Genomic DNA, 23,446 nt, shown 5'->3' on the forward strand with positions numbered 1-23,446 from the left:
CGCTATCGCAAAATTTAACTTATTTGGTATTACATACCAGATAAAATCTACCTCTCTGTCAAATCCGCTTGCTAAATATTGATAGTTGGACAATGTGATTGGAAATAATATCTTGGTAAAGAAACGGCTCACGCCGAGCCTGCGATAATTTCGTGGTTGACACCCGGCATTTACGATCGTTTCCAAATACCGGGTATTGTGACGCCTGAAGCACACGCTAAAATAGATTCATTATGGACGGCGTTTATTGATAAAACAGAACAGTTTCATCAGATTAAACGAACTGAGTTATTCATACGACCATATTATTCAAGTCAGCATAATATCGTAAAAACAGTAAAACTTACCCCTTAATGTAGAAATAATTACTAATTTGTAGTTTTGAATGGATAATTATTAAGCCGTTTATGAGAGCCCTTTGGCCCTTTCGGGTAAGACCTTTCCTGTTGGAAAGGTCACCCTTTTCCCTTTCGCCATTTAAGTTACCCTTTTAGAGGCTGTCGTAGGGAACATTATCATATTCTGCTTCAATGTTATTTTCTTCAAATTCCGGATTTTCAATATCCAAGAACTTCCAATAATTACAAATCAACTCATCATCACCATAAGGCTCTCAAATACCGAGATAATAATGTACAAGTGCTGTCTAATTATGGTTTATCGCCTGCGCAGGCCGTGAAACTGTTTTTCCATCAAATCGCTAAGACCGGTGCGGTACCATTATCTTTTGATTATGATAAGAAAATCCCAAATTATGAAAAAAGTGCTGTAACCATGCGAGCCATTGCAGTCGCAAGAAATGGCAAACTGGCTCAGATTGATGATTTTAATCATTTCCCCACTGAAATTGCTCAATGAAAAAATTGCGTTAACAAATCAATTTAAACGTGACGCTTTATGTGGGTGCCTAATATAATCGAAAAATAAAAAGTACAGGTTCTTTCCTGAAACATCATACAAAAATCGTATTGATGTTTCGCTGTTTACCTGCCTTTCCCAATGAACTCGAGCAGCTTGTAACGCATTTTCCAATTCCGCGTCGAACAAAAATCCGAATTTCGAGATGATCAAAGAATCGATTCGTCGGCGAGGATTAGATCTTGACATCCTCCCCTGCCTAAGGCAGGGGATTCCTACTAGCGCCTATTGCAAGCAATAGGCTACTCTCGGTGGGTTCTACTGACTGCTAGTGCATGCAGTTCACTTCACAAGCGCGACGGGCAGGTCCTGCCCTGATACTTCATTATGCTTGGACAATCGCTCGTCCACACGCTAACACATTGATTGCATCGACTACATCGGCGTTTTCCCTGTAGCGACATTCGACACACTCAAAATGAACCTGCGTTTGGCGGTTTTCCTTTGCGCTATGCCCACAACAAGGGCAAGTTCGGCTGGTGTTTTGTGGAGGAACAGCTGCCAAAAATCCGCCTAGCCATTGGGTTTTGTAGTCCAATTGACGTCGAAACTCAAACCAAGACTCGAGTATCGATCGGTTTAAACCTGATTTTTGTTTCACGTTTTTACCCTGTGCTTCTACCGTACCTTTTGCTGATGCCGACATATTTTGTACCTGCAAATCTTCAACATAGATTATGGCGTGTTTTTTGCTGATTTTACTTGAAGTTTGGTGCAAGAAATCTTTGCGACAGTTGGCAATTTTATGGTGCAATTTGGCAATTTTTGCCTTTAATTTCTGCCAATTTCGGCTAAATTTGGTTTTGTTTTTTTTCCATTGTGGAAGAAGATTGGCCATTTTAGTATAGCTAAATTTGTGGTCGTTATCTTGTTCGTACTGTTCATTTTGCCACGCTAATGCCTTATTAAAGACAAAACGAGAACAGCCGCAAAACCGCTTGATTTTACGGACTTGCTCGCCATTTGGCATTATTTCAAATTTAAAGGCTTTGCGGATTAACATAGTCCAAACTAAAATACAAAAATTGTGTTTATTCTACACTTGGTCTATGGGAAAAGAAATGGAAATTAGACGTGGAAGACACGTTGTTTTTAACTTACACGTTCATTTGGTTTTTGTAACTAAATATCGCAGAGATGTATTCACTAAAGCCATTTTGGACGATTTACGCTCAATTTTTGAAGCCGTATTTGCTGATTTTGAGTCCACACCGGTAGAGTTTGATGGTGAAGACGATCATGTTCATCTACTCGTTGAATACCCACCTAAAGTAGCAATATCTAATCTTGTGAATAGCTTAAGGGCGTTTCAAGTCGGCTAATACGTCGCAAAAATTACCCAAGCATACGCAAAAAATTATGGGGCAATCAGCTTTGGTCTCCGTCTTATTTTGCAGGTAGTTGTGGCGGTGCACCGATTTCGATTATTCGCCAATACATCGAGCAACAACAACCCCCACAGATTAGCTAGGTTTGAAACGGCTTCGCCGTTTGAGCCTTATATCTCCGCCCTGAAGGACGGAGTTTTACGGCACGGGCTGATAAAATTACAGTAATGGGCTGAACAAAAAGAATAGCCGTTCAAAAAAACGTTGATAAATCGGGCGGTTAATCCATTTTTCGATATCCATCAAATCGGATTGCTGTAAATATCCCTGCTGCAACGCTTCAACTTCCTGTCCGAAACTCAAATCGTCTACAATCATGGTGACTTCAAAATTCAGCATGAAACTACGGGCGTCCATGTTGACCGTGCCGACCAACGCCAAGCGGGAATCGACCAGAATACTTTTGGTATGTAGCAAGCCGTGTTTAAAGCGATAAATTTTAACGCCGGCCTCCAGCAATTCGTCAAAGAAGGTACGGCTTGCCCATTCGACCAGCAACGAATCGTTTTTTTCCGGCAGAATCAACTGTACGTCGATACCGCGAATGGCGGCTGTCGCAAGGGAAGACGCAATGGTGGCGCTGGGTACAAAATACGGTGAAGTAATAGTAATACTACGGCGGGCGCTGCTGATCACCAATAAGAGGGACTGAATCATCATATCTTCCGAAAATCCTGGGCCGGACGGTAAAATCTGTACCCCGTGCGAATCGTCCGGTTTATGCTGTAAAATAGGGCATTGCGGCAGCAGGGCAACCTCTTCTTCGGTTTCCATTTGCCAATCCATACTGTGTATTCCGCGTAAAATAAGCGATACCGGGCCTTCAATCCGCACCATGATATCAATCCACTGGCCGACACGAGCGTTTTGTTTGAAATAGCGCGGATCGACCATGTTCATGCTGCCGGTATAGGCGACCTGATCATCAATAATCACAATTTTGCGGTGTTGGCGCAGATCGATGCGGCGAAAAAACATTCGGAAAAGATTGGCGTGCAGAGCCTCTTCAATACGAATGCCGTGCTCACGCATATAGCGGTAATTTTTGCCGCCGAGAAATTTTTTACTGCCGACCGAATCAAGCAAGATCTGGACTTTGACACCGCGCTTGGCTGCCTGAATCAGTGCCGTCATCACATCATTGACCAACCCGCCGTCAAACCAGATGTAAAATGTCATGTCAATTGTGTGCTGCGCCCGCTCAATATCACGAATCATTGCGCTGATAATACGCTGCGGCGTATCCAAAATATGCAGTTCGTTGCCTAACACGCAGGGAATGCCGATCCGATGTCGACTGAGGGCAAAGAGCGGTTTAAACCGTAAATTCTGATTGCTCAAGGTGAGATTGGAACACTGATCAAAACTACTGAACCATTCTTTATACAAAGGGGTTAGTTTTTTAAACGATTCGGCACGGCGGCGACCCAGTTTGATTTCCCCCAACACCAGATAGGCGATGATCCCGAACAGCGGAATGATATAAATAACCAAAAGCCATGCCAGCGTGATCGACACCGCTTGTTTTTTAAAGGCGAGACGTGCCGTAATGCCGACACTGAAAATCCAGATTAAAGGCGGCATCAGATAGCCGATAATTTGCGAAAGTTCTGTATTCATACTATGCTTATTATTATTTCAATTTCTCTATTCATATAATGCAAACAACAAAAATCGCCATCGTGTATCAACATTCGGATTTTATCGTGATCGATAAACCCATCGGAATCAGTGTCCATAAAGATCAACAGCAGTCCGGATTGCCCGATTTGGTTGCAGAGCAGTTGGGCTGTCCGTCGTTATGGTTGGTACACCGTCTGGACAAAATCACCTCAGGATTACTGATCTTGGCGCGAAATGCGCAGGCGGCTGCCGAATTTTCACAGCTATTTGCGGAGCAGCGGATCGAAAAACATTATATCGCCCTTTCCGTACGGAAACCAAAGAAAAAACAGGGCGTAATTATCGGAGATATGCAAAAGAGCCGTAACGGCAGTTGGAAATTATGCCGCACGCGTGATAATCCTGCGATTACCCGTTTTACCAGTTTCGGCTGTCAACAGGGCGTTCGATTGTTTCACTTGATGCCGAAAAGCGGCAAAACCCACCAAATTCGCGTGGCGTTAAAAAGTATCGGCAGCCCTATTTTAGGCGATCAGCGCTATGGGGATCAAACCGCACTTGACCGCACTTATCTCCATGCTTACGCCCTTCGGTTTTGCTATCGGGGCGAAACGGTGTTTCTCAAACGGTTGCCGCAGCAAGGCGAGTATTTCTTACAGCCGTCAGTTCGGCAACAAATCGAGCAACTGGACATCAACAGTAAATTTAGTGGATAATACCCCGATTTTAGTTTAGTTTTGAAAAGGGCTTAAATTATGCGTTGGCAAGGGCGTAGAGAAAGCAATAATGTAGAAGATCGCCGCGGTTCAAGCAGCGGCGGTTTTGGCGGCAAGGGCGGCGGCATTGTCGGTCTATTGATTCTGTTGGTCGGCGCCTATTTCGGTGTCGATTTATCCGGACTGGTCAATACCGGCGGATTAACGTCGAGCGGGCAGCAGTATCAAAGCAGCTTGAGCGAACAGGAAGAACAGCAGCTCAATTCTTTTTCACGGGTTGTGCTGGCGGATACCGAAGTCGCTTGGGATCAATATTTTGCCAAGAGCGGTCAGCGGTATGTCGCACCGACGATGGTGCTGTATAATTATGCGACACAAACTTCATGCGGCATGGGACAGGCGGCGATGGGGCCGTTTTACTGTCCTAATGATCAGCGGGTTTATCTGGATCTCTCGTTTTATAAAGACATGAGCAATAAACTACGCGCATCGGGCGATGCCGCATTTGCCTATGTCATTGCGCATGAAGTCGGACACCACGTACAAAATTTATTGGGTATTTTGCCAAAAGTACAGCAGGCACAACAGCACAGCAGCAGTCGGGCGGCGGCAAATGAGTTATCGGTCAAGCTTGAATTACAAGCGGATTGTTTTGCCGGGATTTGGGGTTACTATGCCGATAAAAACGGAATTCTAGAATCCGGCGATCTGGAGGAGGCTTTTAATGCCGCCGAAGCCGTCGGTGATGACCGCTTGCAGAAACAGAGTCAAGGTTATGTCGTGCCGGACAGTTTCACGCACGGCACATCGGCACAGCGTTTGGCATGGTTCAAACGCGGCTTACAAAGCGGCGATATAAAGCAGTGTAATCCGTTTGGTTAAATCGATTGGCAAGGCGCAAGGATTGCGCCTTTTGTTTGCGCGCTATTTTTTTATGTCGGTTTAAATAATTCTTTTTTTGCGATAAAATGGGAAAACTTTTGCCGTGAAGTCTTTCGTGATTAAGGCACTTCGATGAAATTTAATATACCCACATTCTTGACGCTGTTTCGGGTCATACTGATTCCGTTTTTTATTGCGTGTTTCTATCTTCCGTTCAAATGGGCGCCGTTTTTAACGGCATTACTCTTTTTCATTGCTGCGGTTACAGACTGGTTTGACGGTTTTCTTGCCAGAAGATGGAACCAGACCACCCCTTTCGGCGCCTTTCTTGATCCAGTCGCCGATAAAGTAATGGTCGCTGCGGCATTGGTGTTGGTGGTGCAGTATTACCATAATTTTTGGATTACGATTCCGGCAATCGTGATGATCTCAAGGGAAATCATCATTTCGGCACTGCGCGAATGGATGGCTGAAATCGGTGATCGCAACAAGGTTGCGGTTTCATGGTGGGGAAAATTCAAAACAACCGCACAAATGATTTCACTTATCGGCTTATTATGGCGTTATAACCCGTTAATGGAACAAATTGCAATCGTAGCCTTGTATATCGCCGCCGTACTGACGGTTTGGTCGATGCTGCAATATCTAAATGCCGCCAAAGGCAGCCTGTTGGACGACGTCAATCCTTAACCACTGAAAATGTGCTGTTTTTTAAGCAGTTGAGATAAAAAGCCATAATTTTGTTTGACTAAAAATTTCAATTCAGTAAAATGCACCGCACTTGATTCAGTTAATGAATCCGAATGCGGGAATAGCTCAGTTGGTAGAGCACAACCTTGCCAAGGTTGGGGTCGCGAGTTCGAGTCTCGTTTCCCGCTCCAAATTGCCCGAGTGGTGAAATCGGTAGACACAAGGGATTTAAAATCCCTCGGCTTTCGGGCTGTGGCGGTTCAAGTCCGCCCTCGGGCACCATTTAAAATATAAAGAATTCAATAAGATAGCCGCTTAATGCGGCTTTTTTTATTTCTAAAGTTTAATCTCATACATCATAATTTCAGATGACGATGCTCCATCTCTTATCATTTATAACAATCCAGCCCTCCCTCCTCGCAAAAAAACAAAATAGCATTTCATAAAAAAAATAGATCATCATCACAATTTATAAAAAAATGAATCAAAATTAGTTGTAGATTCTATTATGATTAACTTAAAATCAAATCTGACTTAAGGAGCAAACTATGAAAATTTATCACAATACCCATCCTACTGATGCTAAACAATATGACACCTTGCGTTTACGAAAAGAATATTTACAAGAGAAATTATTTAATGATTCAACGATTACGATGCTATATAGCATATAGATCGCATCGTTGCAATTGGAATATGCCCTATTAAAACATCGCTCAAATTAGATGACTTTGTTGATAAAAAAGCTTTGGAACAGATTTACTTCTTACAGCGAAGAGAGCTTGGTATTATCAATTTGGGCGGAGAAGCTGAAATAAAATGCAAAGAAGAGAAATTTATCTTAGATAATCTCGATGCCCTATATTTAGGAAAAGAAACTGAAGATATCGAATTTATTTCTCTAAACCCAAATAATCCGGCTGTACTTTATGGACTTAGTACACCAGCACATCATTCATATCCAACCAAATTAATTAAACAAACTGATTCAAAAAAATTAATATTAGGAACGCCAGAAAATGCAAACATGAGAACTATTAACCAGTATTTACATCCTGATATAATTAAAACTTGTCAATTATGTATGGGGGTAACCCACTTGGAGCCTGGCAGCGTATGGAACACTATGCCAGCTCACACACATACGCGAAGAATGGAAGTATATCTTTATTTTAACATTAAACCTTCGCAAGTTGTTTTCCATTTCATGGGAGAAGCACATGAAACACGCCATATCATCATACGAAATAAACAACTTATTTTCTCACCCAGTTGGTCTATCCATTCTGGCTGTGGAACCGAAAATTACAGCTTTGTTTGGGGAATGGCCGGTGAAAATCAAACATTTGACGACATGGATTTTATTGATATTAATCAATTATCTTAACTAGAATTTTTTAGGAGACATAATTATGTTTAAAAATAGATTATTAAAATCTGTATCCCTAATCTCTATCATTAGTGGATTATTAAATATATCGCTATGCAGCGAATGCAACAACTGAATTAAAAGTAGCATTCAACCAATCAGATAAACACCCTCAATATCAGGCATTGCAATATTTAAGTCAGCAATTATATGAAAAAACCGAAGGTCGCTATCAACTTAATATATATCCAAATGAATTACTAGGTGATCAACGCGCATCATTAGAATTAGTACAGAATGGTGCAATCCAAATGGCAATAGTAGCGAATCCATTAGTTGAAAATTATGATAATACTTTTGCTATATTAGGATTACCCTATGTTTACACCAGTTCAGAGCATCAAGAAAAAGTTTTTACTTCCAGTATATTAGACAATTTATTTATTTCTACAAATAAGTTTGGTTTTGAAGTTTTAGCTGCCTATACAGCAGGAGCCAGAAGCATATACACTAAAAATTCGCCAGTATTAACAATGTCTGATCTTAAAGGAAAAAAAATCAGAGTACTACAATCTGATACTATGATTAAAACACTGAATTGTATGGGAGGTACCGGTGTTCCAATGAATCAAGGAGAAGTTTATACTGCCATCCAACAAGGTGTGCTTGATGGGGCTGAAAATAATGAAATAACCTATACTGATTTAAAACAGTATGAAGCTGCTCCTTATTTCTCTAGAACAAAACATTTAATGGTTGCAGATCTATTAGTTGTAAGCAGTCATTTCTTATCTTCTATGTCTGACACAGATCAAGATATTTTAAAAAAGTTAGCGAAAGATAGCATATCTAAAGAATTCTCAATATGGAATTTACAAATTCAAGCAGCAGAAAATAGTGCTATAGAAAAAGGAGCTTCATTTGTTAATGTCGACATTCTTCCATTTCAAGAAAGCTGCAAAAACTTACAAAATGAGCTAATAAGAACCCCAGAACAAAAAGCATTATATGAAAAAATAATTTCATTCAAATAAACAAGTTAAGGAGGCTAATCATAGCCTAGCCTCCTTTTTATAAAGGATTTTATATGTTTAATAAAATTTTTAACATCATCAAAAGGCTGAAAATAATAATAGACAAAATCATTTCTATAGCATGTATATTTATTATTAGCACTATGACACTATTAGTTTCTTATCAAGTCATCGCTAGGTATATTTTCAATAACCCAAGTGCCATAAGTGAAGTTTTATCTAGATATTTCTTTATTTGGTTAGTTTTATTCGGTAGTGCCTATGTATTCGGTTTAAGAGAACATATGCTAATTTCTTTCATAAAAGACAAATTCCCACCAAAAACAAAGATAATTTCTGATATGTTATCAGAGCTTGCTGTTGCTGTTTTTGCATTAGCTATAATGATTCTTGGAGGTTATAGTGCAAGTGTTCGCCAAATGTGGCAATTAGATTCGGCACTACAAATACCAATTGGGGTAATATACTCAGTTATCCCTATAAGCGGCGGATTAATTTTATTTTATTCATAATGAATTAAAATTATATAACGATTTTAAAAAAACATCATAAAATTCAGAGGATTAATTATGGATTTAGCTACAACAGCAGGGTTAATTATGTTCCTAGGGACTGTTTTTTTTCTTCTTATCGGTACTCCAATAAGTATTAGCGTTGGAATATCATCTTTTGCTGCAATGTTGTTTATACTTCCTTTTCAGGGGACAATAGTGACATCAGCTCAAAGAATTTTTGTCGGTCTTGACTCATTTGCCTTGCTAGCAATTCCATTTTTTATACTTGCTGGTAATATTATGAATAAAGGTGGGATTGCTATTAGATTAATTAATTTTTCTAAAATTATTAGTGGTTTTTTTCCCGGTTATTTGGCCCAAACAAATGTTGTATCTAATATGCTATTCGGTTCCATAAGTGGCTCCGGAGTTGCATCTGCCGCAGCCATTGGTGGAATAATGTCCCCTATTCAAAAGCAAGAAGGATATGAGCCTAAATATAGTGCTGCAGTTAATATTGCATCCGCCCCCACAGGTATGATAATTCCACCAAGCAATACATTAATTGTTTATGCCACTATTGCAGGTAGCGTTTCAGTATCAGCACTATTTATGGCAGGCTATTTACCAGGGATTCTTTGGGGATTAGGAGTAATGCTAGTTGCTGGCTGGATGGCAAAAAAACAAGGTTACATTACAAAGCACTATATGAACTTTACTGATTGCATAAAAGTAACATTAGAAGCCATTCCCAGTCTTTCTTTAATTTTTATTGTTATCGGTGGTATTTTGGGTGGAATATTTACTGCTACAGGAGCTTCTGCTATCGCAGTCATGTATTCTTTATTTCTCAGTTTATATTATCGAAATCTAAATCTAGATGAATTATCTAATATTTTGTTAGACACTGCAAAAATGACTGCCATTGTTATTCTTATGCTTGCTACATCATCAATCATGTCGTGGGTTATGGCTTTTACGCAAATACCAGGAGTGATTGCTAATATTTTATTATCTATCACGGATAATCCTGTATTGATCTTATTAAATTATTAATATTATTTTACTAATAATTGGTACATTTATGGATCCTACCCCGGCAGTATTAATATTCACTCCTATATTCTTACCAATCTGTACCGGTTTAGGAATGAGTCCAATTCAATTTGGCATAATATTAATATTTAATTTATCACTAGGAACAATAACACCACCTGTTGGTCCAATATTATTCACAGGCTGCAAGGTAAATAACATTGCTATTGAACAAGTTATTAAAACATTACTACCGTTCTTTTTAGTTATTTTTCTCGTGTTAATGCTAGTTACCTATATACCTGAAATTTCAATGGCAATACCTGAAATGATGGGATTTATTAAATGACATTTCTCATTTAAAGAATAGGAGAGGTTTTCCTCTCCTGTTAGATATTATATTATAGGATAGCTATGATATCCTAATTTCTCAGAAATATTCTTTCCAGCTTGTTGTAATAAAGTAACCAAATACGGTAATTTTTCTTCTTCAAAACGAATTGAAGGTAGTGAAATCGACAGCCCTGCAATAATATATCCAAAACGATCATAAACCGGTGCAGCAACGCATCTGAGTCCCTGCTCCTGCTCTTCATTGTCCTCCGCGTAATGCTGCCCACGCACTCTATCTAGCTCTTCTTGTAATTGCTTAATATTTTTCAATGTTTTATCTGTATGTGAAATAAACGTAACATTTTTTAATATATCTCTTACTGTTTCAGCACTATACTCAGAAAGTAATATTTTTCCTATTGCAGTACTATACAGTGGGTTGCGCCGCCCAATTCTTGATTGCATCCTCAGATTATAGCCAGAATCAATTTTATGCAAATAGACGATCTCTGTGCCATCTAACATTCCCAAATGCAAAGCCTCATTAGTTTGTTCGGAAATATAGCGCATTTCTTTATCAGCCAATGCAATTAAATCTAAATATTCCAATGACTTAGAACCTAACTCAAACAATTTTAGTGTCAATCCGTATTTATCGCTTTCACCCTCCTGAAAAACAAAACCTAAGGCTTTCATCGTTTGTAAAAAACGATATGTCGTACTCTTTGACATCATCAAACGTTGTGCTAACTCAGTTATGCCAATTTCTTTTTGTGTCGCTAGTGCTTCTAAGATTCCAAATACTTTTAACACTGAAGAAACAGACTCAGGCTGTGTATCTTTTTCCACATGAACTCCTTATCTTATTAGTTAAATTGACTATTTTATTATAAAGGAAAGATTATAAAAGGTCACTTTTTCTGAAACTATTTTTTACTAAAATAAAACTGAAATATTAATTAAAACTCTATATATTACTTATTACAATCTCCGATATGCAAAATCCAACCAATATTATAATCTTACGAACATAAAAAATATAAAACAACTTTTCAAAATTACTTGAACATATGTTTTATTTTTTGTATAGTGGCTCTAAAGCACACTCAATACTGTTCTTCAACAAACAAAATGATAAGTATTTCAAGGGAGATTTATTATGCTTACAGATTCATTCAGCCTAGTAGGAAAAGTTGCCTTAGTGACTGGTTGTAACACCGGTTTAGGGCAAGGGATGGCATTAGGACTTGCACAAGCCGGATGTGATATAGTTGGTGTGAACCTATCACAACCAACTGAAACCAAAGAAAAAGTTGAAGCTGAAGGTCAGCAATTTATCAATATTAGTGCAGATTTAATGCTACAAGAAGTTATTCCTGATATTGTCAAACAAGCCGCATCTGCATTTGGTAAAATTGATATCCTGGTTAATAATGCCGGGATCATCCGCCGAGAAAATGCCATTGATTTTACTGAACAAAATTGGGATGATGTAATCAATATCAATTTAAAAACCGTCTTCTTTCTTTCCCAAGCTATTGCTAAACAGTTTATTTCACAGGGAAAAGGCGGAAAAATCATCAATATTGCTTCTATGCTCTCTTTCCAAGGAGGAATCAGGGTTCCATCCTATACTGCATCTAAAAGCGCTGTTATGGGTATTACTCGTGCAATGGCAAATGAATGGGCTAAATACAATATTAATGTAAATGCTATCGCACCAGGTTATATGGCAACGAATAATACCGCAGCTTTACGAAGTGATGATGAGCGTAGTAAAGAAATCCTAGCGCGTATTCCTGCTCAACGCTGGGGCACACCAGCAGATATAGCCGGTCCTTGCGTATTTTTGGCATCTGCTGCCGCGGATTATATTAACGGCTATACAATCGCTGTTGATGGCGGTTGGCTGGCAAGGTAGGATACTCTATGTTTATATATTCTGAAAACATTAAGCTAGAGGATCTTGGCAATAACATCAAATGTAAGGTTCTTATTTATAATGATAATATCATGACTGTTGAGATAACACTTCAAGACCAATACATACATTACGTATAATAAAATCTGAACTGCTTAAAGCTGCTTTTAGCGGAGAGTGTTTCCAACAATATTTCGTCGGACATTATCAATATAAAAAAATTGAGGGGTTTGTATTAAATATTTTACTCTAATAAATTTTAAACTTCAAAAAGCCAACTATATAGTTGGTTTTTTAACAAAAAATAAAGATGTACCTTGCAATCTTTTGTTTTGGTCAGATATCTATTAAAACGAAATTCCAAAATGATGTCAGCTTAGGTATTTATTGAACAATGGCCTTAAGCTATTTGTCGAGCAATTTATTGTTGGCGGAATTTTTATGGCTTCCCATTGCTACCACACTATCCCAAACCCAAGTAAAGCGAATCTATCGCCATCATTACCAATCGCCTAAGACAGCTTTTTTCTTTGACTCCAGGAACCGCACTTCCGATTATTCTAAGACAGTTAAAGAAAATCATCAGTAGGCACTGCTTCTATAATCTTTTCAAAATTAAAATATATCTATCTCATTCCCTTTATTTTATGAAATCAAAGGAATATTCATGTCTATCTTGCACTTCACTCCACTTTTTTCTTGATTTTGATTGCAAAAATACATTTTTTTAACGTATTCTGAAGCTGCATGTCAATACCTTTTGTATCTGGTATTGACGTGTATTTTTATCAATCTGTTATCCACGGCGACTTCTTTCTAATTTTGTGACCAATATCGCAGTAATGAAACATTACTTCATTTAATATAGAGCTCAATAGAGTTTTGCTATCAAAATGCAGTTTATCTTTTCACCACCTACACAGGAGAATTACAATGAAGTTTAAAAAATTAGCACTAGCAATATTATGCTTGGGTATGTCCGCCTCCGCATTTTCAGCTGATTACGATTTAAAATTCGGCATGCAGGCCGGTACCAGTTCTAATGAATATAAGGCGGTAGAATTCTTCACTAAAGAAGTCAAAGACAAGTCTAATGGCAAAATCGAAATTGCGATTTTCCCAAGTGCGCAGTTAGGTGATGATCGTGCTATGCTGAAACAGCTTAAAGACGGTGCGTTGGATTTTACACTGGGTGAGACCGCCCGCTTTCAGGTTTTCTATCCTGAAGCAGAAGTATTTGCATTACCTTATATGATTCCAAGTTTTGATGTAAACAAAACAGCGATCTTGGAAACCCAATTCGGTCAGGATTTATTTGCCAAAATCAATAAAGAATTAGGTCTTTCTTTACTATCGATCGCTTATAACGGAACCCGTCAAACGACTTCAAACCGTGCCATTAATTCCATTGCCGATATGAAAGGTTTAAAACTGCGTGTTCCTAATGCAGCAACTAACTTAGCCTTTGCAAAATATGCCGGCGCATCTCCGACACCGATGGCATTCTCTGAAGTCTACTTAGCTCTGCAAACTAATTCCGTAGACGGACAAGAAAACCCATTGCCGACCGTTCAAGCACAAAAATTCTATGAAGTGCAAAAATATTTGGCAATGACAAATCATATCTTGAATGACCAACTGTATTTAGTCAGTAATGAAACTTGGAATGAGCTGCCGGCAGATTTGCAAAAAATCGTCACCGATGCGGCAATCTCTGCTGCTGATTTCCATACTAAACTATTCGTTGACGGTGAAGCTGAATTAGCCACCTTCTTTAAAGAGGAGGGCATGACGATTACTACACCGGATCTGGAACCGTTCAAAGCCGCTATGCAGCCGTACTACAATGAGTACTTACAAAAAAACGGTGATCTTGGTAAACAAGCAATCGAACAAATCTCAAACTTAACCAAATAATTTGATTAAATCTTACCTCCTACCGGCTAGGAGGTAAGATTGTTATAAATCAATTTGATGTTTTTGGAGTGTCTTATGAAAGTCATCAATAAATTAGAAGAATGGGTTGGCGGAGGACTATTCCTAGTTATCTTTGCGATTCTTCTTGCGCAGATTGTTGCGCGCCAAATTTTTGACTCCCCATTGATTTGGAGTGAAGAATTAGCCAGATTATTGTTTATTTATGTCGCCATGCTCGGCATCAGTATGGCTACACGCAGTCAACAACACGTCTATATCGACTTCGTCACAAACTTTATGCCTCCTTCATTAAGAAAAGCGGTAAACTCATTTGTGCAGTTGATTATCTTTGCTTGTATTTTTTTATTCTTTCATCTCGGATTGAATATATTCTTGGATGCTAATTTTGAAATGGTTTCCTTGGGAATTTCCGAAAAATGGCTGTACGGCGCATTACCGCTGGTATCCGTATTAGTCTTTTTCCGTTTTCTTCAGGCGCAAGTAGAAAACTACCGTAATAATCTGAGTTATCTTCCTGCAATGTTCTTTTTGGTTGTAACAATCGTGTTATTGGCGGTTTTATTCACCAACCCGGATTTATACAAGGCCTTAAGAATTACGAACTATATTAAATTGGGCAACAATGCGGTTTATATCACATTACTTGTCTGGTTGGTGATTATGTTTTTAGGCACGCCTGTCGGCTGGTCATTGTTTATTGCCACGATTCTTTATTTCGCCATGACACGCTGGAATATTGTCAATTCGGCATCATCAAAATTAGTCGATAGTTTAAACAGCTTCCCGCTGCTATCCGTACCGTTTTTCATTTTGACCGGTATCTTGATGAATACCGGAGGAATTACCGAACGTATCTTTGATTTTGCAAAAGCCTTATTAGGCCATTACCGCGGCGGTATGGGGCACGTAAATATCGGCGCAAGCCTGATTTTCTCCGGTATGTCGGGTTCTGCGCTCGCTGATGCGGGTGGGTTAGGGCAACTTGAAATCAAGGCAATGCGTGATGCCGGTTACGATGATGACATTTGTGGCGGTATCACCGCAGCATCTTGCATTATCGGCCCCTTGGTTCCACCAAGTATTGCAATGATCATTTACGGTGTTATTGCCAACGAATCGATCGCCAAATTATTTATTGCCGGTTTTGTGCCGGGGGTTTTATTGACTGCCGCCTTAATGACAATGAACTACTTCGTTGCCAAAAAACGCGGTTATCCAAGAAGCCCGAAAGCAACATTACAGCAGCGTTGTACGGCATTTAAAAAAGCCATTTGGGCAGTGCTGACACCGCTTTTGATCATCGGCGGTATCTTCTCGGGTTTATTTACTCCGACAGAAGCCGCCGTCATTGCCGCTGCCTATTCCACCATCATCGGCATGTTTGTCTATAAAGAACTGACCATACCTATGCTGTTTAAAAGCTGTGTGGAAGCAATGGCAATTACCGGGGTTACAGCCCTAATGGTCATGACAGTCACATTCTTCGGTGACATGATCGCACGTGAACAAGTCGCCATGCGGATTGCCGAACTCTTTATGGCGGTTGCCGATACCCAAATCATGGTACTGTTGATGATCAACCTGCTCCTGCTATTCTTGGGAATGTTCATCGATGCATTAGCATTACAATTCTTGGTATTACCAATGTTAATTCCGATTGCCATGCACTTTGGTATTGATTTGGTGTTCTTCGGCGTTATGACAACCTTGAACATGATGATTGGTATTTTAACACCGCCAATGGGAATGGCGCTCTTTGTGGTCGCCCGTGTCGGTAATATGTCGGTAAGTACGGTAACAAAAGGGGTTCTACCGTTCTTAGTGCCAATTTTCTTGACCTTGGTACTGATTACGATTTTCCCGGAAATCATTACCTTTATTCCAAACCTTCTGATGCCGTAGGCTAAGAAGAAAAAATCTCGGAACCAGTATAAATCAAGCCTGGTTCCAGTTAAATCAGCCGTTCAAAACGGTAAACTTTATCCTTAAACCTGACTCTAGCAGAGGTAAATATGAAAAAAACAGCTTTACACAGTGCATTATTCGCAGCGATTGCCATGAGCGGATTTGCCGCACAAGCCGCTCAATATCCTGATCTGCCTGTAGGGATTAAAAGTGGTGCAGGTGCATTAATCGGCGATACCGTTTATGTCGGCTTAGGCACCGGCGGCGATAAATTCTATTCCCTCAACTTGAAAGAGAAAGATGCCAAATGGCAAGAAACCGCCGCATTCCCGGGTGGAAAACGTAACCAACCGGTTGCAGCGGGCATTGACGGCAAACTGTATGTCTTTGGTGGTTTCCAAGATACCGATGCGGCCAAAAATCAAGTCATCAACGATGCTTACGCCTACAATCCGGCTGATAATAGCTGGACAAAATTGCAAACCCGCTCGCCACGCGCTGCAGTAGGGGCCAGTGCCGCAGCAACAAAAGATAAAGTTTATTTCGTTGGCGGTATCAATCAGGAAATTTGGAACGGTCTGTTCCAAGATATCGCAGCTGCCGGCGGTGATAAAGACAAAGAAAAAAATATCTTCGACCCGTATTTCAACCTGCGCGCGCAAGATTTCTTTTTCTCTTCTGAAATTGTCAGCTATGAGCCCGCCACCAATACTTGGCGCAATGAAGGTTACTTCCCATATGGCGGTCGCGCCGGTGCGGCAGTCGCCATCAACGGCGATAAACTATTGGTCGTAAACGGTGAAATAAAAGCTGGTCTGCGCACCGATACGACTGAGCTCGGAACCATTGGCAAAGACGGTATTACTTGGAAACAGCTTGGCAGCTTGCCGGCACCTAAAGATTACAAACAGCAAGAAGGTATTGCCGGTGCTATGGGCGGCTATACTAACGGTAACTACATTGTTACCGGCGGAGCAAACTTCCCCGGCGCACGTGAGAACTATGCGAACGGTATCAATGATGCGCATCGCACCGGTGGTTTGAAAAAAACCTTGCATAGCGATGTTTATGCATTAAACGAAGCGCAAGGCACTTGGAAAATTATCGGTAGCCTGCCTGAAAATATCGGTTACGGTGTTGCCGTCAGCTATGGCAACAAAGTATTGTTGATTGGTGGTGAACTCGATGGCGGCAAAGAATCAGCAACGGTTCAATCCATGAGTTATGACGGTAAAAAACTGGTTGTTGAATAATCAACGTGTTATAACCGATATAAAAAACCAAACTTAGTGTAAGGCATGGTTTACAAGAAAAGCACTATCGATATTTGAGAGCTATGTCTATCAAATGACTGAGCTGCCGATAACTAAACCCATTAATTATTGGCAGTTCTTTTTTATTTTTATCTCTGCACATTCCCCACAAGGTTGACTAAACCATTCAAAACCGCTACTTTTATCAATTGTAATTCTTTTTTAATATCATTTGATTATAAGGCAATCGTTCAGACATGGCGCAGATTGATCCGACATTATCGGGCAAGATACCGACAAAAACCGAAAAAATTCTATGGAGCTTATTACCGCTGTTAGGATTAATCGCCGTGATGTTTTTATGGATAAGCAACCAACCGTTTTATCAATACCAATATCCTTGGTTCAGCCTGATTGATCTTAATCTGCTGATCTATATCGACGGCCTTTCACTGCTGATGCTGTCATTAATCTGTGGAATCGGCTGTGCCGTTTATCTGTATGCTGCCGGTTATTTTTCCGATCATCCGCAATTGCGGCGATTATATGCCCTACTGACTCTCTTTATGGTCGCCATGATCGGCTGTGTTATTTCCGATCATCTGTTGCTGTTTTTCCTATTTTGGGAATTGACCAGCATCACCTCGTTTTTATTGGTTTTGTTTAACTATCAGGCGGAAGAGAACCGTCAATCCGCCAAACAGGCACTGTTGATTACCGGCAGCGGCGGTTTGTGTCTGCTGGCAGGCTTTCTGTGGTTATGGCATTTAACCGGTACGGCACAAATTTCCGAATTAGTGACTATTCTACCCGACTATCTCGCCGAACCGCACTTTAAGTGGATTTTAACGCTAATCTTAATCGGTGCCTTTACCAAAAGCGCACAATTTCCCTTTCAATTCTGGCTGCCGAATGCCATGGCGGCGCCGACACCGGTTTCTGCCTATCTGCATTCTGCCACAATGGTAAAACTGGGCATTTTCTTGCTTGCCCGTCTGGACTACGCTCTGAGCGACTGGACACTGTGGCAACAAATTCTGCAAACCGTCGGTTCGGTTACTGCCGCTTGGGGAATGTTGCTGGCGCTTAGAGAACGGGATTTAAAGAAAATTCTGGCATGGTCGACAGTTGCTTCGCTAGGCACGATGGCGGTTCTGATTGGATTGGACAGCAGTTCCGCTTCGATTGCCGTCGTCACCTTCATATTAGCCCATGCACTGTATAAAGCACCGCTCTTTTTCGTTGCCGGCAATATCGATTATGCTACCGGCACGCGCATTATCGATCACTTGGGCGGTTTGAAACGTTATATGCCTTGGACGGCAACCGTTGCCATTTTAGCCGCACTTTCAATGGCAGGTATGCCGACCTCTTTCGGCTTTATCGCCAAAGAAGCGCTGGCTATCGCCAAAGAAGCCGATGACACCCTACCGCTGCCATTCAGCGCTTACGGCAATCTGATTTTCAGTATTATTGCCGTCGCTGTTGCCGCTGTTGCGGCAATCCGTGTTTTCTGGCAGCACCCGGGCAACAACATCACGCCGCATGTGCAAGAAGTCAAACTCAAAATGTTAATTGCGCCGGCATTAGTTGCTACTGTCGGATTATTTATCGGCTTGACGCCACAGCTGGCGATTCCGTTGATTAGAATGTCGGCACAAGCCATTACCGCTCACCCGATTGGCGAAGTTGATCTCTATTTTGATCTACAAGCTTTGCAAACCACCGGTTTAACCATTCTGGCAACCGTCGGATTCGGATTACTGGTATTCCATTTCTGGGATAATTTACATTATGCGTTTGACCGCTTACTCACATTCTTTCCCCATTGGGGCGGTGCGGCCACCTATCATCGCATTGTGGATCGCATTCCGGCATTGACATCACAAGTCACCGACCGTTTCCAACATGGTTTGCTTTCGGGCTATATTCAATGGATCCTAAGCTTCACCCTGCTTTGTCTGGGCTTAAGTCTGTTATGGGGAATCCGACAGGGCATGTCTGTCGACTTGGATCTCTCCGCCCTGTTTTATCCATTACCGAGTGCGGGGCTAATCACTGCCGCAGTGATGATCTGCATCGGTGCTTTTTTTGTGATGTTGTCGGACAAACCGTTTATGCTATTGCTCAATTCCGGACTGGTCGGCTTCGGCTCCGCCCTGTTGTTTGTCTTTGTCGCCGCTCCGGATGTCGCCCTGACTCAATTTGTGGTCGAAACGATTTTAGTGATTATTTTGGCTTCAATTCTGATAATCTTAATCCGTAACAACTCGGCAGACTTCAACCGCCCGCAAGATCGACGCAAACACCCGAAACGGCTGGCTCTCACTCTCCTGCTTTCGATTGCGGTGGCCAGTATTATCGTCCTTGCGATTTTAATCATGCTGGGGCTGGAATTCGACAGTCACGTTTCTGATTTCTATCTTGAAAACAGTGTGCCGCAAGCCTATGGGCGCAATATCATCAACGTGATTCTAGTGGATTTCCGCGCACTGGATACTTTCGGTGAAGTCGCAGTGATGTTATTCTCATTGCTGGCCGCCCGCCCGTTATTACGTGAATTAAAACGCCAAACCGGCTTACTGAAAAGAAAAAAAGAGGCCGAAAAAAATGCAAAATAGTGTCCTGCTATTGAGAAAAACCGCCCGTCCGCTTTACTGGATTGTGCTGCTGACCTCCGTGGTGATTTTATTACGTGGTCATAACGAACCGGGCGGCGGATTTATTGCCGGCTTATTGGCAGCATCGGCTTCGGTGCTATGGGCAATTGCTTTTTCTACCCGACAGGCACTGAAAAAACTGCCGCTCTCCTCGCCGCTGAACTTGGCGGCAAGCGGTTTGCTCCTTGCGGCCGCCGCCGGTTTGCCCGCCCTGTTGAGCGGCAACGCGTTTTTATACCATTTTTGGGCAACCATACCGCTCTTTGTATTTGATTACAAAATTTCTACCGTCCTGCTGTTTGATTTGGGCGTCTATCTCTGTATTTGGGGCGTGGTCAGCGGCTACGCCGTGATGTTATTGCAAACTACCGAATAAAAAAGGCGAATTGGATTTTATGACACTGATTATTCTGTTGACCTTATGGATAACCCTGATTGCAGCCGTTTATCTGCTGCTGTCACGCCATGCCTTACGCATCGTCATCGGCTTGATGCTGCTCGGCAATGCGGTCAATTTTATTATTTTATTGTCGGGACGAATCTCGTCCAACGTGCCGGCGGTCGTGCCGCAGGGGAAATTGTTGCTTGAAAATCCGGTCAACCCGCTGCCGCAGGCTTTAATTCTTACCGCCATTGTCATCGGCTTTGCACTGACCTGCTTTTCAGTGGTGCTGATGATCAAACTGATTCGCCGCTTGGGTAGCGATGACGTCAATCAGTGGCGTGAAGCCGAACCGCAGAATAACGGCGGCTATAAACCGGCTGTTTATAACGATCACGATGACTTGAAAGACTACCGCAAGGATTTGTGCTGATGCTGACGTCAATCAATTTTATGGTAATCTCTCCGGTACTGATACCGCTCTTTGCCGCCGCAATCGGCGTTCTGCTGCGCTACCGTCAACAATATCAGTATTGGCTCAGCTTATTTGTCGGCATATTAATGCTATGCAATCATGCGCTGCTCTATAGTGCCGTCCGACACCAAAATTTACAATCCCATTTCGGTAACTGGCCGCTTCCTTTCGGCATCGGTTTTCAAATCGATATGCTGAGTTACATTATGCTGGGCATTTCCGCCGTGATGATGTTTGCCTGTCTGCTGTTTATGTTGAGCAGTCTCAGCACCCGCCCGCTCAACTCGCTGACCTTGCCGTTGCTGTTCGGTTTGATCGGCGGGGTAAACGGCAGCTTTATCACCCAAGACTTTTTCAATTTATATGTTTGGTTTGAAGTCATTCTGATTTGCGCTATCGGTTTACTTGCAATCGGCAGAAAAATCTCGCAACTGGACGCCGCCTTTAAATACATGGTACTGAATCTGTTCGGCACGCTTTTACTGCTGACATCGATAGCGCTGCTCTACGGCGCCACCGGTAACCTGAATTTCAGTGCGGTACAGGCGGCCTTGATCAACATTGCACCTCATACCAAACTGATATTGATCACCCTGTTTATTGTTGCCGTACTGATCAAAGTCGCGGCTTTCCCGGTTTTTACCTGGATGCCGGCCTCTTACCATACACTGCCGATTCCCGTTATGGCGCTGTTCTCGGCGCTACTGACCAAAGTCGCGGTTTATACCCTGCTGCGCACCCTGTCGCAACTCTTTTTGCCGAGTATTGAAATTCTGCAAACCGCACTTGCTTGGATTGCCGTCTTGACCATGGTGGTCGGCGTGCTGGGCGCCGCCTACCATTGGGATATGCGCCGAATTTTAGTCTTTCACAGCATATCGCAAATCGGTTATATCTTACTGGCGATTGCGCTCGGCAGTGTTGACGGCAACAGCGCCGCCATTTATTACACCGTCCATCACAGCATCGTAAAGGGCTGCCTGATTTTAATCGCCGGCATCATTTACCTTTATGCCGGCAGTTACGATCTGCGCAAAATCGGCGGACTATACAATATCAAACCGTGGCTGGCGGTGTTATTCGCCATTCCGGCGCTGTCATTGGTCGGTATTCCGCCGTTTTCCGGTTTTTGGGCGAAAGTTCTGCTGTTAAAAGAAACGATTCACCAAGGCGAAGCATTGTGGACAGCCATCGCACTGCTGAGCAGCGTTCTGACACTGTACTCTATGATGAAGATCTGGTTCGAAGCATTTTGCAAGCCGCACCCTCATGTTTGCAACACGGAAACTGTCTGGCAGCCGGTGATACGACAAAACATCAAACCGGCGGTCATTGCCGTTACCATTCTGTGCGCAATCATTTTACTGCTCAGTTTTATTCCCGATTGGCTTTACGGTCTCAGCCGCATAGCGGCACGACAATTAGGAGGTGAATAAATGTTAATCAAAAAAATAAGCGCCGCGCTACAATTGGTCGTACAATTTTTCTGGCTGATGGTTAAATCGGGTTTTGCTACCCTGTTCTTGATCATTAAATTGCAACTAAAGCGAAAGCAATCGTTGCGGGACAGATATGTTTCATTTGAGATACCGAACAGCAGCGAAACCGGATTAGCCGTTTTGGGCTGTTTGATCAGCCTGACGCCCGGCACCACACTGCTCAATATCGACACCATACGCCGAAAAATGTTACTGCATATACTGGATTCCGATCAAACCGACGAGGTGATACAGGAAATCAGGCAAAAATTTATACCGCATATTGTCATTCTGTTCGGCAATACATAAATTCGAGGAAAAAATGTTGGCATTTACTCTGACCTTCGTTTCTATCTGCGCCCTGATTGCGGTGCTGTTCGTGATTTATCGGATTCAAAAAAGCACTGATGACGCTGATAAAATCGTAGCCCTAGACATTTTATTGGCCGCCGCCCTGATTCTGTGCATTGTGGCGGCATTGACGATAGATAACACTGTTTTGCTTGATGTCGCAATCGGCTTATCGCTGATCGGGTTTATCGGCACGGTCGGTTGGTCGGCGGTGATTCAGCGTAAAAATGACGCCCAGACGCTCTCGGAGAAGGAAAAAACACATGATGCTTGAAATATCGGGATTGATTTTCCTGCTGCTCGGCGGTTTCAGCCTGGCCATTTCCGCGCTGGGCATTCACATTCTGCCGAACACGCTCAGTAAACAACATGCCGCAACCAAAGCCGGTACGTTGTCTATCACGCTGGTGTCGCTCGGTGCGATACTTATCGCATGGGATTGGGCGTGGACAATTCGTCTGCTGATTATCAGCCTGTTCCTGATTCTCACCTTACCGATCGCCTCACACATGTTGGCAAGGGCAGCGGTGAAAGACCGCACTTTGCTCGACAATGGCGGCAATCCGCCTGCTAAAACGCCATAAATGAAAGTACGGTACGG

The 23,446-nt window shown here is 41.9% G+C and carries 22 protein-coding genes, 2 tRNA genes and 2 pseudogenes; 23 read left to right on the top strand and 3 right to left on the bottom strand.

Annotated elements, in window-relative coordinates; translation table 11 throughout:
• The first annotated feature begins 639 nt into the window (after positions 1 to 639).
• On the top strand, positions 640 to 858 hold the full coding sequence (locus OA57_RS04455; protein ID WP_034614013.1) for a type II toxin-antitoxin system RelB/DinJ family antitoxin: 219 nt from the start codon (positions 640 to 642) through the stop codon (positions 856 to 858).
• A 385-nt stretch (positions 859 to 1,243) separates the two neighbouring features.
• Here OA57_RS04455 and OA57_RS04460 read toward each other — a convergent pair whose 3' ends face one another.
• Positions 1,244 to 1,921, bottom strand: coding sequence for an RNA-guided endonuclease InsQ/TnpB family protein (locus tag OA57_RS04460; RefSeq protein ID WP_034614015.1), 678 nt, complete (start codon positions 1,919 to 1,921; stop codon positions 1,244 to 1,246).
• 46 nt (positions 1,922 to 1,967) lie between these two features.
• Between OA57_RS04460 and tnpA the strand changes: the two are divergent.
• A pseudogene (gene tnpA, locus OA57_RS04465) lies at positions 1,968 to 2,389 on the top strand (IS200/IS605 family transposase).
• Positions 2,390 to 2,465: 76 nt separating this feature from the next.
• On the opposite strand, the gene cls reads toward tnpA, so the two are convergent.
• Positions 2,466 to 3,926 carry a cardiolipin synthase gene (gene cls / locus OA57_RS04470; protein WP_034614017.1) on the bottom strand — a complete coding sequence of 487 codons (1,461 nt, stop codon included), beginning with the start codon at positions 3,924 to 3,926 and terminating at the stop codon, positions 2,466 to 2,468.
• A gap of 38 nt (positions 3,927 to 3,964) precedes the next feature.
• On the opposite strand from cls, the gene OA57_RS04475 reads away from it, so the two are divergent.
• The 9 genes and pseudogenes from OA57_RS04475 (at position 3,965) to OA57_RS04515 (ending at position 10,498) form a co-directional block, all read left to right on the top strand.
• Positions 3,965 to 4,645 carry a TIGR01621 family pseudouridine synthase gene (locus OA57_RS04475; RefSeq protein ID WP_034614019.1) on the top strand — a complete coding sequence of 227 codons (681 nt, stop codon included), beginning with the start codon at positions 3,965 to 3,967 and terminating at the stop codon, positions 4,643 to 4,645.
• A 39-nt stretch (positions 4,646 to 4,684) separates the two neighbouring features.
• The gene (gene ypfJ / locus OA57_RS04480) at positions 4,685 to 5,527 is read left to right on the top strand and encodes a KPN_02809 family neutral zinc metallopeptidase (protein WP_034614021.1); all 843 of its coding nucleotides are present in this window, start codon (positions 4,685 to 4,687) and stop codon (positions 5,525 to 5,527) included.
• A gap of 132 nt (positions 5,528 to 5,659) precedes the next feature.
• Positions 5,660 to 6,217, top strand: coding sequence for a CDP-diacylglycerol--glycerol-3-phosphate 3-phosphatidyltransferase (pgsA, locus tag OA57_RS04485; RefSeq protein ID WP_034614023.1), 558 nt, complete (start codon positions 5,660 to 5,662; stop codon positions 6,215 to 6,217).
• 115 nt (positions 6,218 to 6,332) lie between these two features.
• A tRNA-Gly gene (locus OA57_RS04490) sits at positions 6,333 to 6,408 on the top strand.
• Positions 6,409 to 6,412: 4 nt separating this feature from the next.
• Positions 6,413 to 6,499 (top strand) — tRNA-Leu (locus OA57_RS04495).
• Positions 6,500 to 6,896: 397 nt separating this feature from the next.
• A complete protein-coding gene (kduI, locus tag OA57_RS04500; RefSeq protein ID WP_268746702.1) occupies positions 6,897 to 7,604 on the top strand; it encodes a 5-dehydro-4-deoxy-D-glucuronate isomerase in 708 nt (235 codons plus the stop codon).
• An 86-nt stretch (positions 7,605 to 7,690) separates the two neighbouring features.
• Positions 7,691 to 8,620 carry a TRAP transporter substrate-binding protein gene (locus OA57_RS04505; RefSeq protein WP_268746703.1) on the top strand — a complete coding sequence of 310 codons (930 nt, stop codon included), beginning with the start codon at positions 7,691 to 7,693 and terminating at the stop codon, positions 8,618 to 8,620.
• A gap of 53 nt (positions 8,621 to 8,673) precedes the next feature.
• Positions 8,674 to 9,132 (top strand): TRAP transporter small permease, encoded by a 459-nt coding sequence (locus tag OA57_RS04510; RefSeq protein WP_152596717.1) that lies wholly within the window; start codon positions 8,674 to 8,676, stop codon positions 9,130 to 9,132.
• Positions 9,133 to 9,189: 57 nt separating this feature from the next.
• Positions 9,190 to 10,498 (top strand): annotated as a pseudogene (locus OA57_RS04515) (TRAP transporter large permease).
• Positions 10,499 to 10,545: 47 nt separating this feature from the next.
• Here the strand turns inward: OA57_RS04515 and kdgR are convergent.
• Positions 10,546 to 11,331, bottom strand: a complete 786-nt coding sequence (gene kdgR / locus OA57_RS04520; RefSeq protein ID WP_034614025.1) for a DNA-binding transcriptional regulator KdgR — start codon at positions 11,329 to 11,331, stop codon at positions 10,546 to 10,548.
• Positions 11,332 to 11,641: 310 nt separating this feature from the next.
• On the opposite strand from kdgR, the gene kduD reads away from it, so the two are divergent.
• The 12 genes from kduD to mnhG all read left to right on the top strand — a co-directional run bounded on the left by kduD (position 11,642) and on the right by mnhG (position 23,429).
• Entirely contained in the window at positions 11,642 to 12,403 is a 762-nt protein-coding gene (gene kduD, locus OA57_RS04525; RefSeq protein WP_034614027.1) for a 2-dehydro-3-deoxy-D-gluconate 5-dehydrogenase KduD, read from the top strand.
• A 121-nt stretch (positions 12,404 to 12,524) separates the two neighbouring features.
• Positions 12,525 to 12,656 (top strand): hypothetical protein, encoded by a 132-nt coding sequence (locus tag OA57_RS12955; RefSeq protein ID WP_152596719.1) that lies wholly within the window; start codon positions 12,525 to 12,527, stop codon positions 12,654 to 12,656.
• 680 nt (positions 12,657 to 13,336) lie between these two features.
• Positions 13,337 to 14,320 (top strand): sialic acid TRAP transporter substrate-binding protein SiaP, encoded by a 984-nt coding sequence (locus OA57_RS04530; protein ID WP_034614029.1) that lies wholly within the window; start codon positions 13,337 to 13,339, stop codon positions 14,318 to 14,320.
• Between the two features lie 75 nt (positions 14,321 to 14,395).
• Positions 14,396 to 16,243 carry a TRAP transporter large permease subunit gene (locus OA57_RS04535; RefSeq protein ID WP_034614031.1) on the top strand — a complete coding sequence of 616 codons (1,848 nt, stop codon included), beginning with the start codon at positions 14,396 to 14,398 and terminating at the stop codon, positions 16,241 to 16,243.
• A gap of 110 nt (positions 16,244 to 16,353) precedes the next feature.
• The gene (locus tag OA57_RS04540) at positions 16,354 to 17,499 is read left to right on the top strand and encodes an N-acetylneuraminate epimerase (protein ID WP_034614032.1); all 1,146 of its coding nucleotides are present in this window, start codon (positions 16,354 to 16,356) and stop codon (positions 17,497 to 17,499) included.
• Between the two features lie 257 nt (positions 17,500 to 17,756).
• Entirely contained in the window at positions 17,757 to 20,120 is a 2,364-nt protein-coding gene (gene mbhE / locus OA57_RS04545; RefSeq protein WP_052122369.1) for a hydrogen gas-evolving membrane-bound hydrogenase subunit E, read from the top strand.
• Positions 20,110 to 20,535, top strand: a complete 426-nt coding sequence (locus tag OA57_RS04550) for an MnhB domain-containing protein (RefSeq protein WP_034614033.1) — start codon at positions 20,110 to 20,112, stop codon at positions 20,533 to 20,535. The genes mbhE and OA57_RS04550 overlap by 11 nt, the downstream gene beginning before the upstream one ends.
• Before the next feature lie 19 nt (positions 20,536 to 20,554).
• The gene (locus OA57_RS04555; RefSeq protein WP_084589868.1) at positions 20,555 to 20,974 is read left to right on the top strand and encodes a sodium:proton antiporter; all 420 of its coding nucleotides are present in this window, start codon (positions 20,555 to 20,557) and stop codon (positions 20,972 to 20,974) included.
• Positions 20,974 to 22,452, top strand: coding sequence for a complex I subunit 5 family protein (locus tag OA57_RS04560; protein WP_052122370.1), 1,479 nt, complete (start codon positions 20,974 to 20,976; stop codon positions 22,450 to 22,452). Before OA57_RS04555 ends, OA57_RS04560 begins: the two co-directional genes overlap by 1 nt.
• Positions 22,453 to 22,803 carry a Na+/H+ antiporter subunit E gene (locus OA57_RS04565; protein ID WP_034614034.1) on the top strand — a complete coding sequence of 117 codons (351 nt, stop codon included), beginning with the start codon at positions 22,453 to 22,455 and terminating at the stop codon, positions 22,801 to 22,803. It abuts the gene before it with no gap.
• Between the two features lie 13 nt (positions 22,804 to 22,816).
• The gene (locus OA57_RS04570; protein ID WP_034614035.1) at positions 22,817 to 23,119 is read left to right on the top strand and encodes a monovalent cation/H+ antiporter complex subunit F; all 303 of its coding nucleotides are present in this window, start codon (positions 22,817 to 22,819) and stop codon (positions 23,117 to 23,119) included.
• Entirely contained in the window at positions 23,109 to 23,429 is a 321-nt protein-coding gene (gene mnhG / locus OA57_RS04575; protein ID WP_052122371.1) for a monovalent cation/H(+) antiporter subunit G, read from the top strand. The genes OA57_RS04570 and mnhG overlap by 11 nt, the downstream gene beginning before the upstream one ends.
• Positions 23,430 to 23,446: the final 17 nt, after the last annotated feature.

The sequence above is a fragment of the Chelonobacter oris genome (assembly GCF_000772535.1).
Classification (GTDB): domain Bacteria; phylum Pseudomonadota; class Gammaproteobacteria; order Enterobacterales; family Pasteurellaceae; genus Chelonobacter; species Chelonobacter oris.

What these genes read in the sequence shown, in the direction of transcription:
- OA57_RS04550 (WP_034614033.1), top strand. Translation starts at nt 20,110, where the DNA reads ATGCAAAATAGTGTCCTGCTATTGAGAAAAACCGCCCGTCCGCTTTAC.
- OA57_RS04510 (WP_152596717.1), top strand. Translation starts at nt 8,674, where the DNA reads ATGTTTAATAAAATTTTTAACATCATCAAAAGGCTGAAAATAATAATA.
- pgsA (WP_034614023.1), top strand. Translation starts at nt 5,660, where the DNA reads ATGAAATTTAATATACCCACATTCTTGACGCTGTTTCGGGTCATACTG.
- OA57_RS04565 (WP_034614034.1), top strand. Translation starts at nt 22,453, where the DNA reads ATGTTAATCAAAAAAATAAGCGCCGCGCTACAATTGGTCGTACAATTT.
- OA57_RS04540 (WP_034614032.1), top strand. Translation starts at nt 16,354, where the DNA reads ATGAAAAAAACAGCTTTACACAGTGCATTATTCGCAGCGATTGCCATG.
- OA57_RS04570 (WP_034614035.1), top strand. Translation starts at nt 22,817, where the DNA reads ATGTTGGCATTTACTCTGACCTTCGTTTCTATCTGCGCCCTGATTGCG.
- OA57_RS04560 (WP_052122370.1), top strand. Translation starts at nt 20,974, where the DNA reads ATGCTGACGTCAATCAATTTTATGGTAATCTCTCCGGTACTGATACCG.
- OA57_RS04555 (WP_084589868.1), top strand. Translation starts at nt 20,555, where the DNA reads ATGACACTGATTATTCTGTTGACCTTATGGATAACCCTGATTGCAGCC.
- OA57_RS04535 (WP_034614031.1), top strand. Translation starts at nt 14,396, where the DNA reads ATGAAAGTCATCAATAAATTAGAAGAATGGGTTGGCGGAGGACTATTC.
- cls (WP_034614017.1), bottom strand. Translation starts at nt 3,926, where the DNA reads ATGAATACAGAACTTTCGCAAATTATCGGCTATCTGATGCCGCCTTTA.
- mnhG (WP_052122371.1), top strand. Translation starts at nt 23,109, where the DNA reads ATGATGCTTGAAATATCGGGATTGATTTTCCTGCTGCTCGGCGGTTTC.
- ypfJ (WP_034614021.1), top strand. Translation starts at nt 4,685, where the DNA reads ATGCGTTGGCAAGGGCGTAGAGAAAGCAATAATGTAGAAGATCGCCGC.
- kduD (WP_034614027.1), top strand. Translation starts at nt 11,642, where the DNA reads ATGCTTACAGATTCATTCAGCCTAGTAGGAAAAGTTGCCTTAGTGACT.
- OA57_RS04475 (WP_034614019.1), top strand. Translation starts at nt 3,965, where the DNA reads ATGCAAACAACAAAAATCGCCATCGTGTATCAACATTCGGATTTTATC.
- mbhE (WP_052122369.1), top strand. Translation starts at nt 17,757, where the DNA reads ATGGCGCAGATTGATCCGACATTATCGGGCAAGATACCGACAAAAACC.
- OA57_RS04460 (WP_034614015.1), bottom strand. Translation starts at nt 1,921, where the DNA reads ATGTTAATCCGCAAAGCCTTTAAATTTGAAATAATGCCAAATGGCGAG.
- OA57_RS04530 (WP_034614029.1), top strand. Translation starts at nt 13,337, where the DNA reads ATGAAGTTTAAAAAATTAGCACTAGCAATATTATGCTTGGGTATGTCC.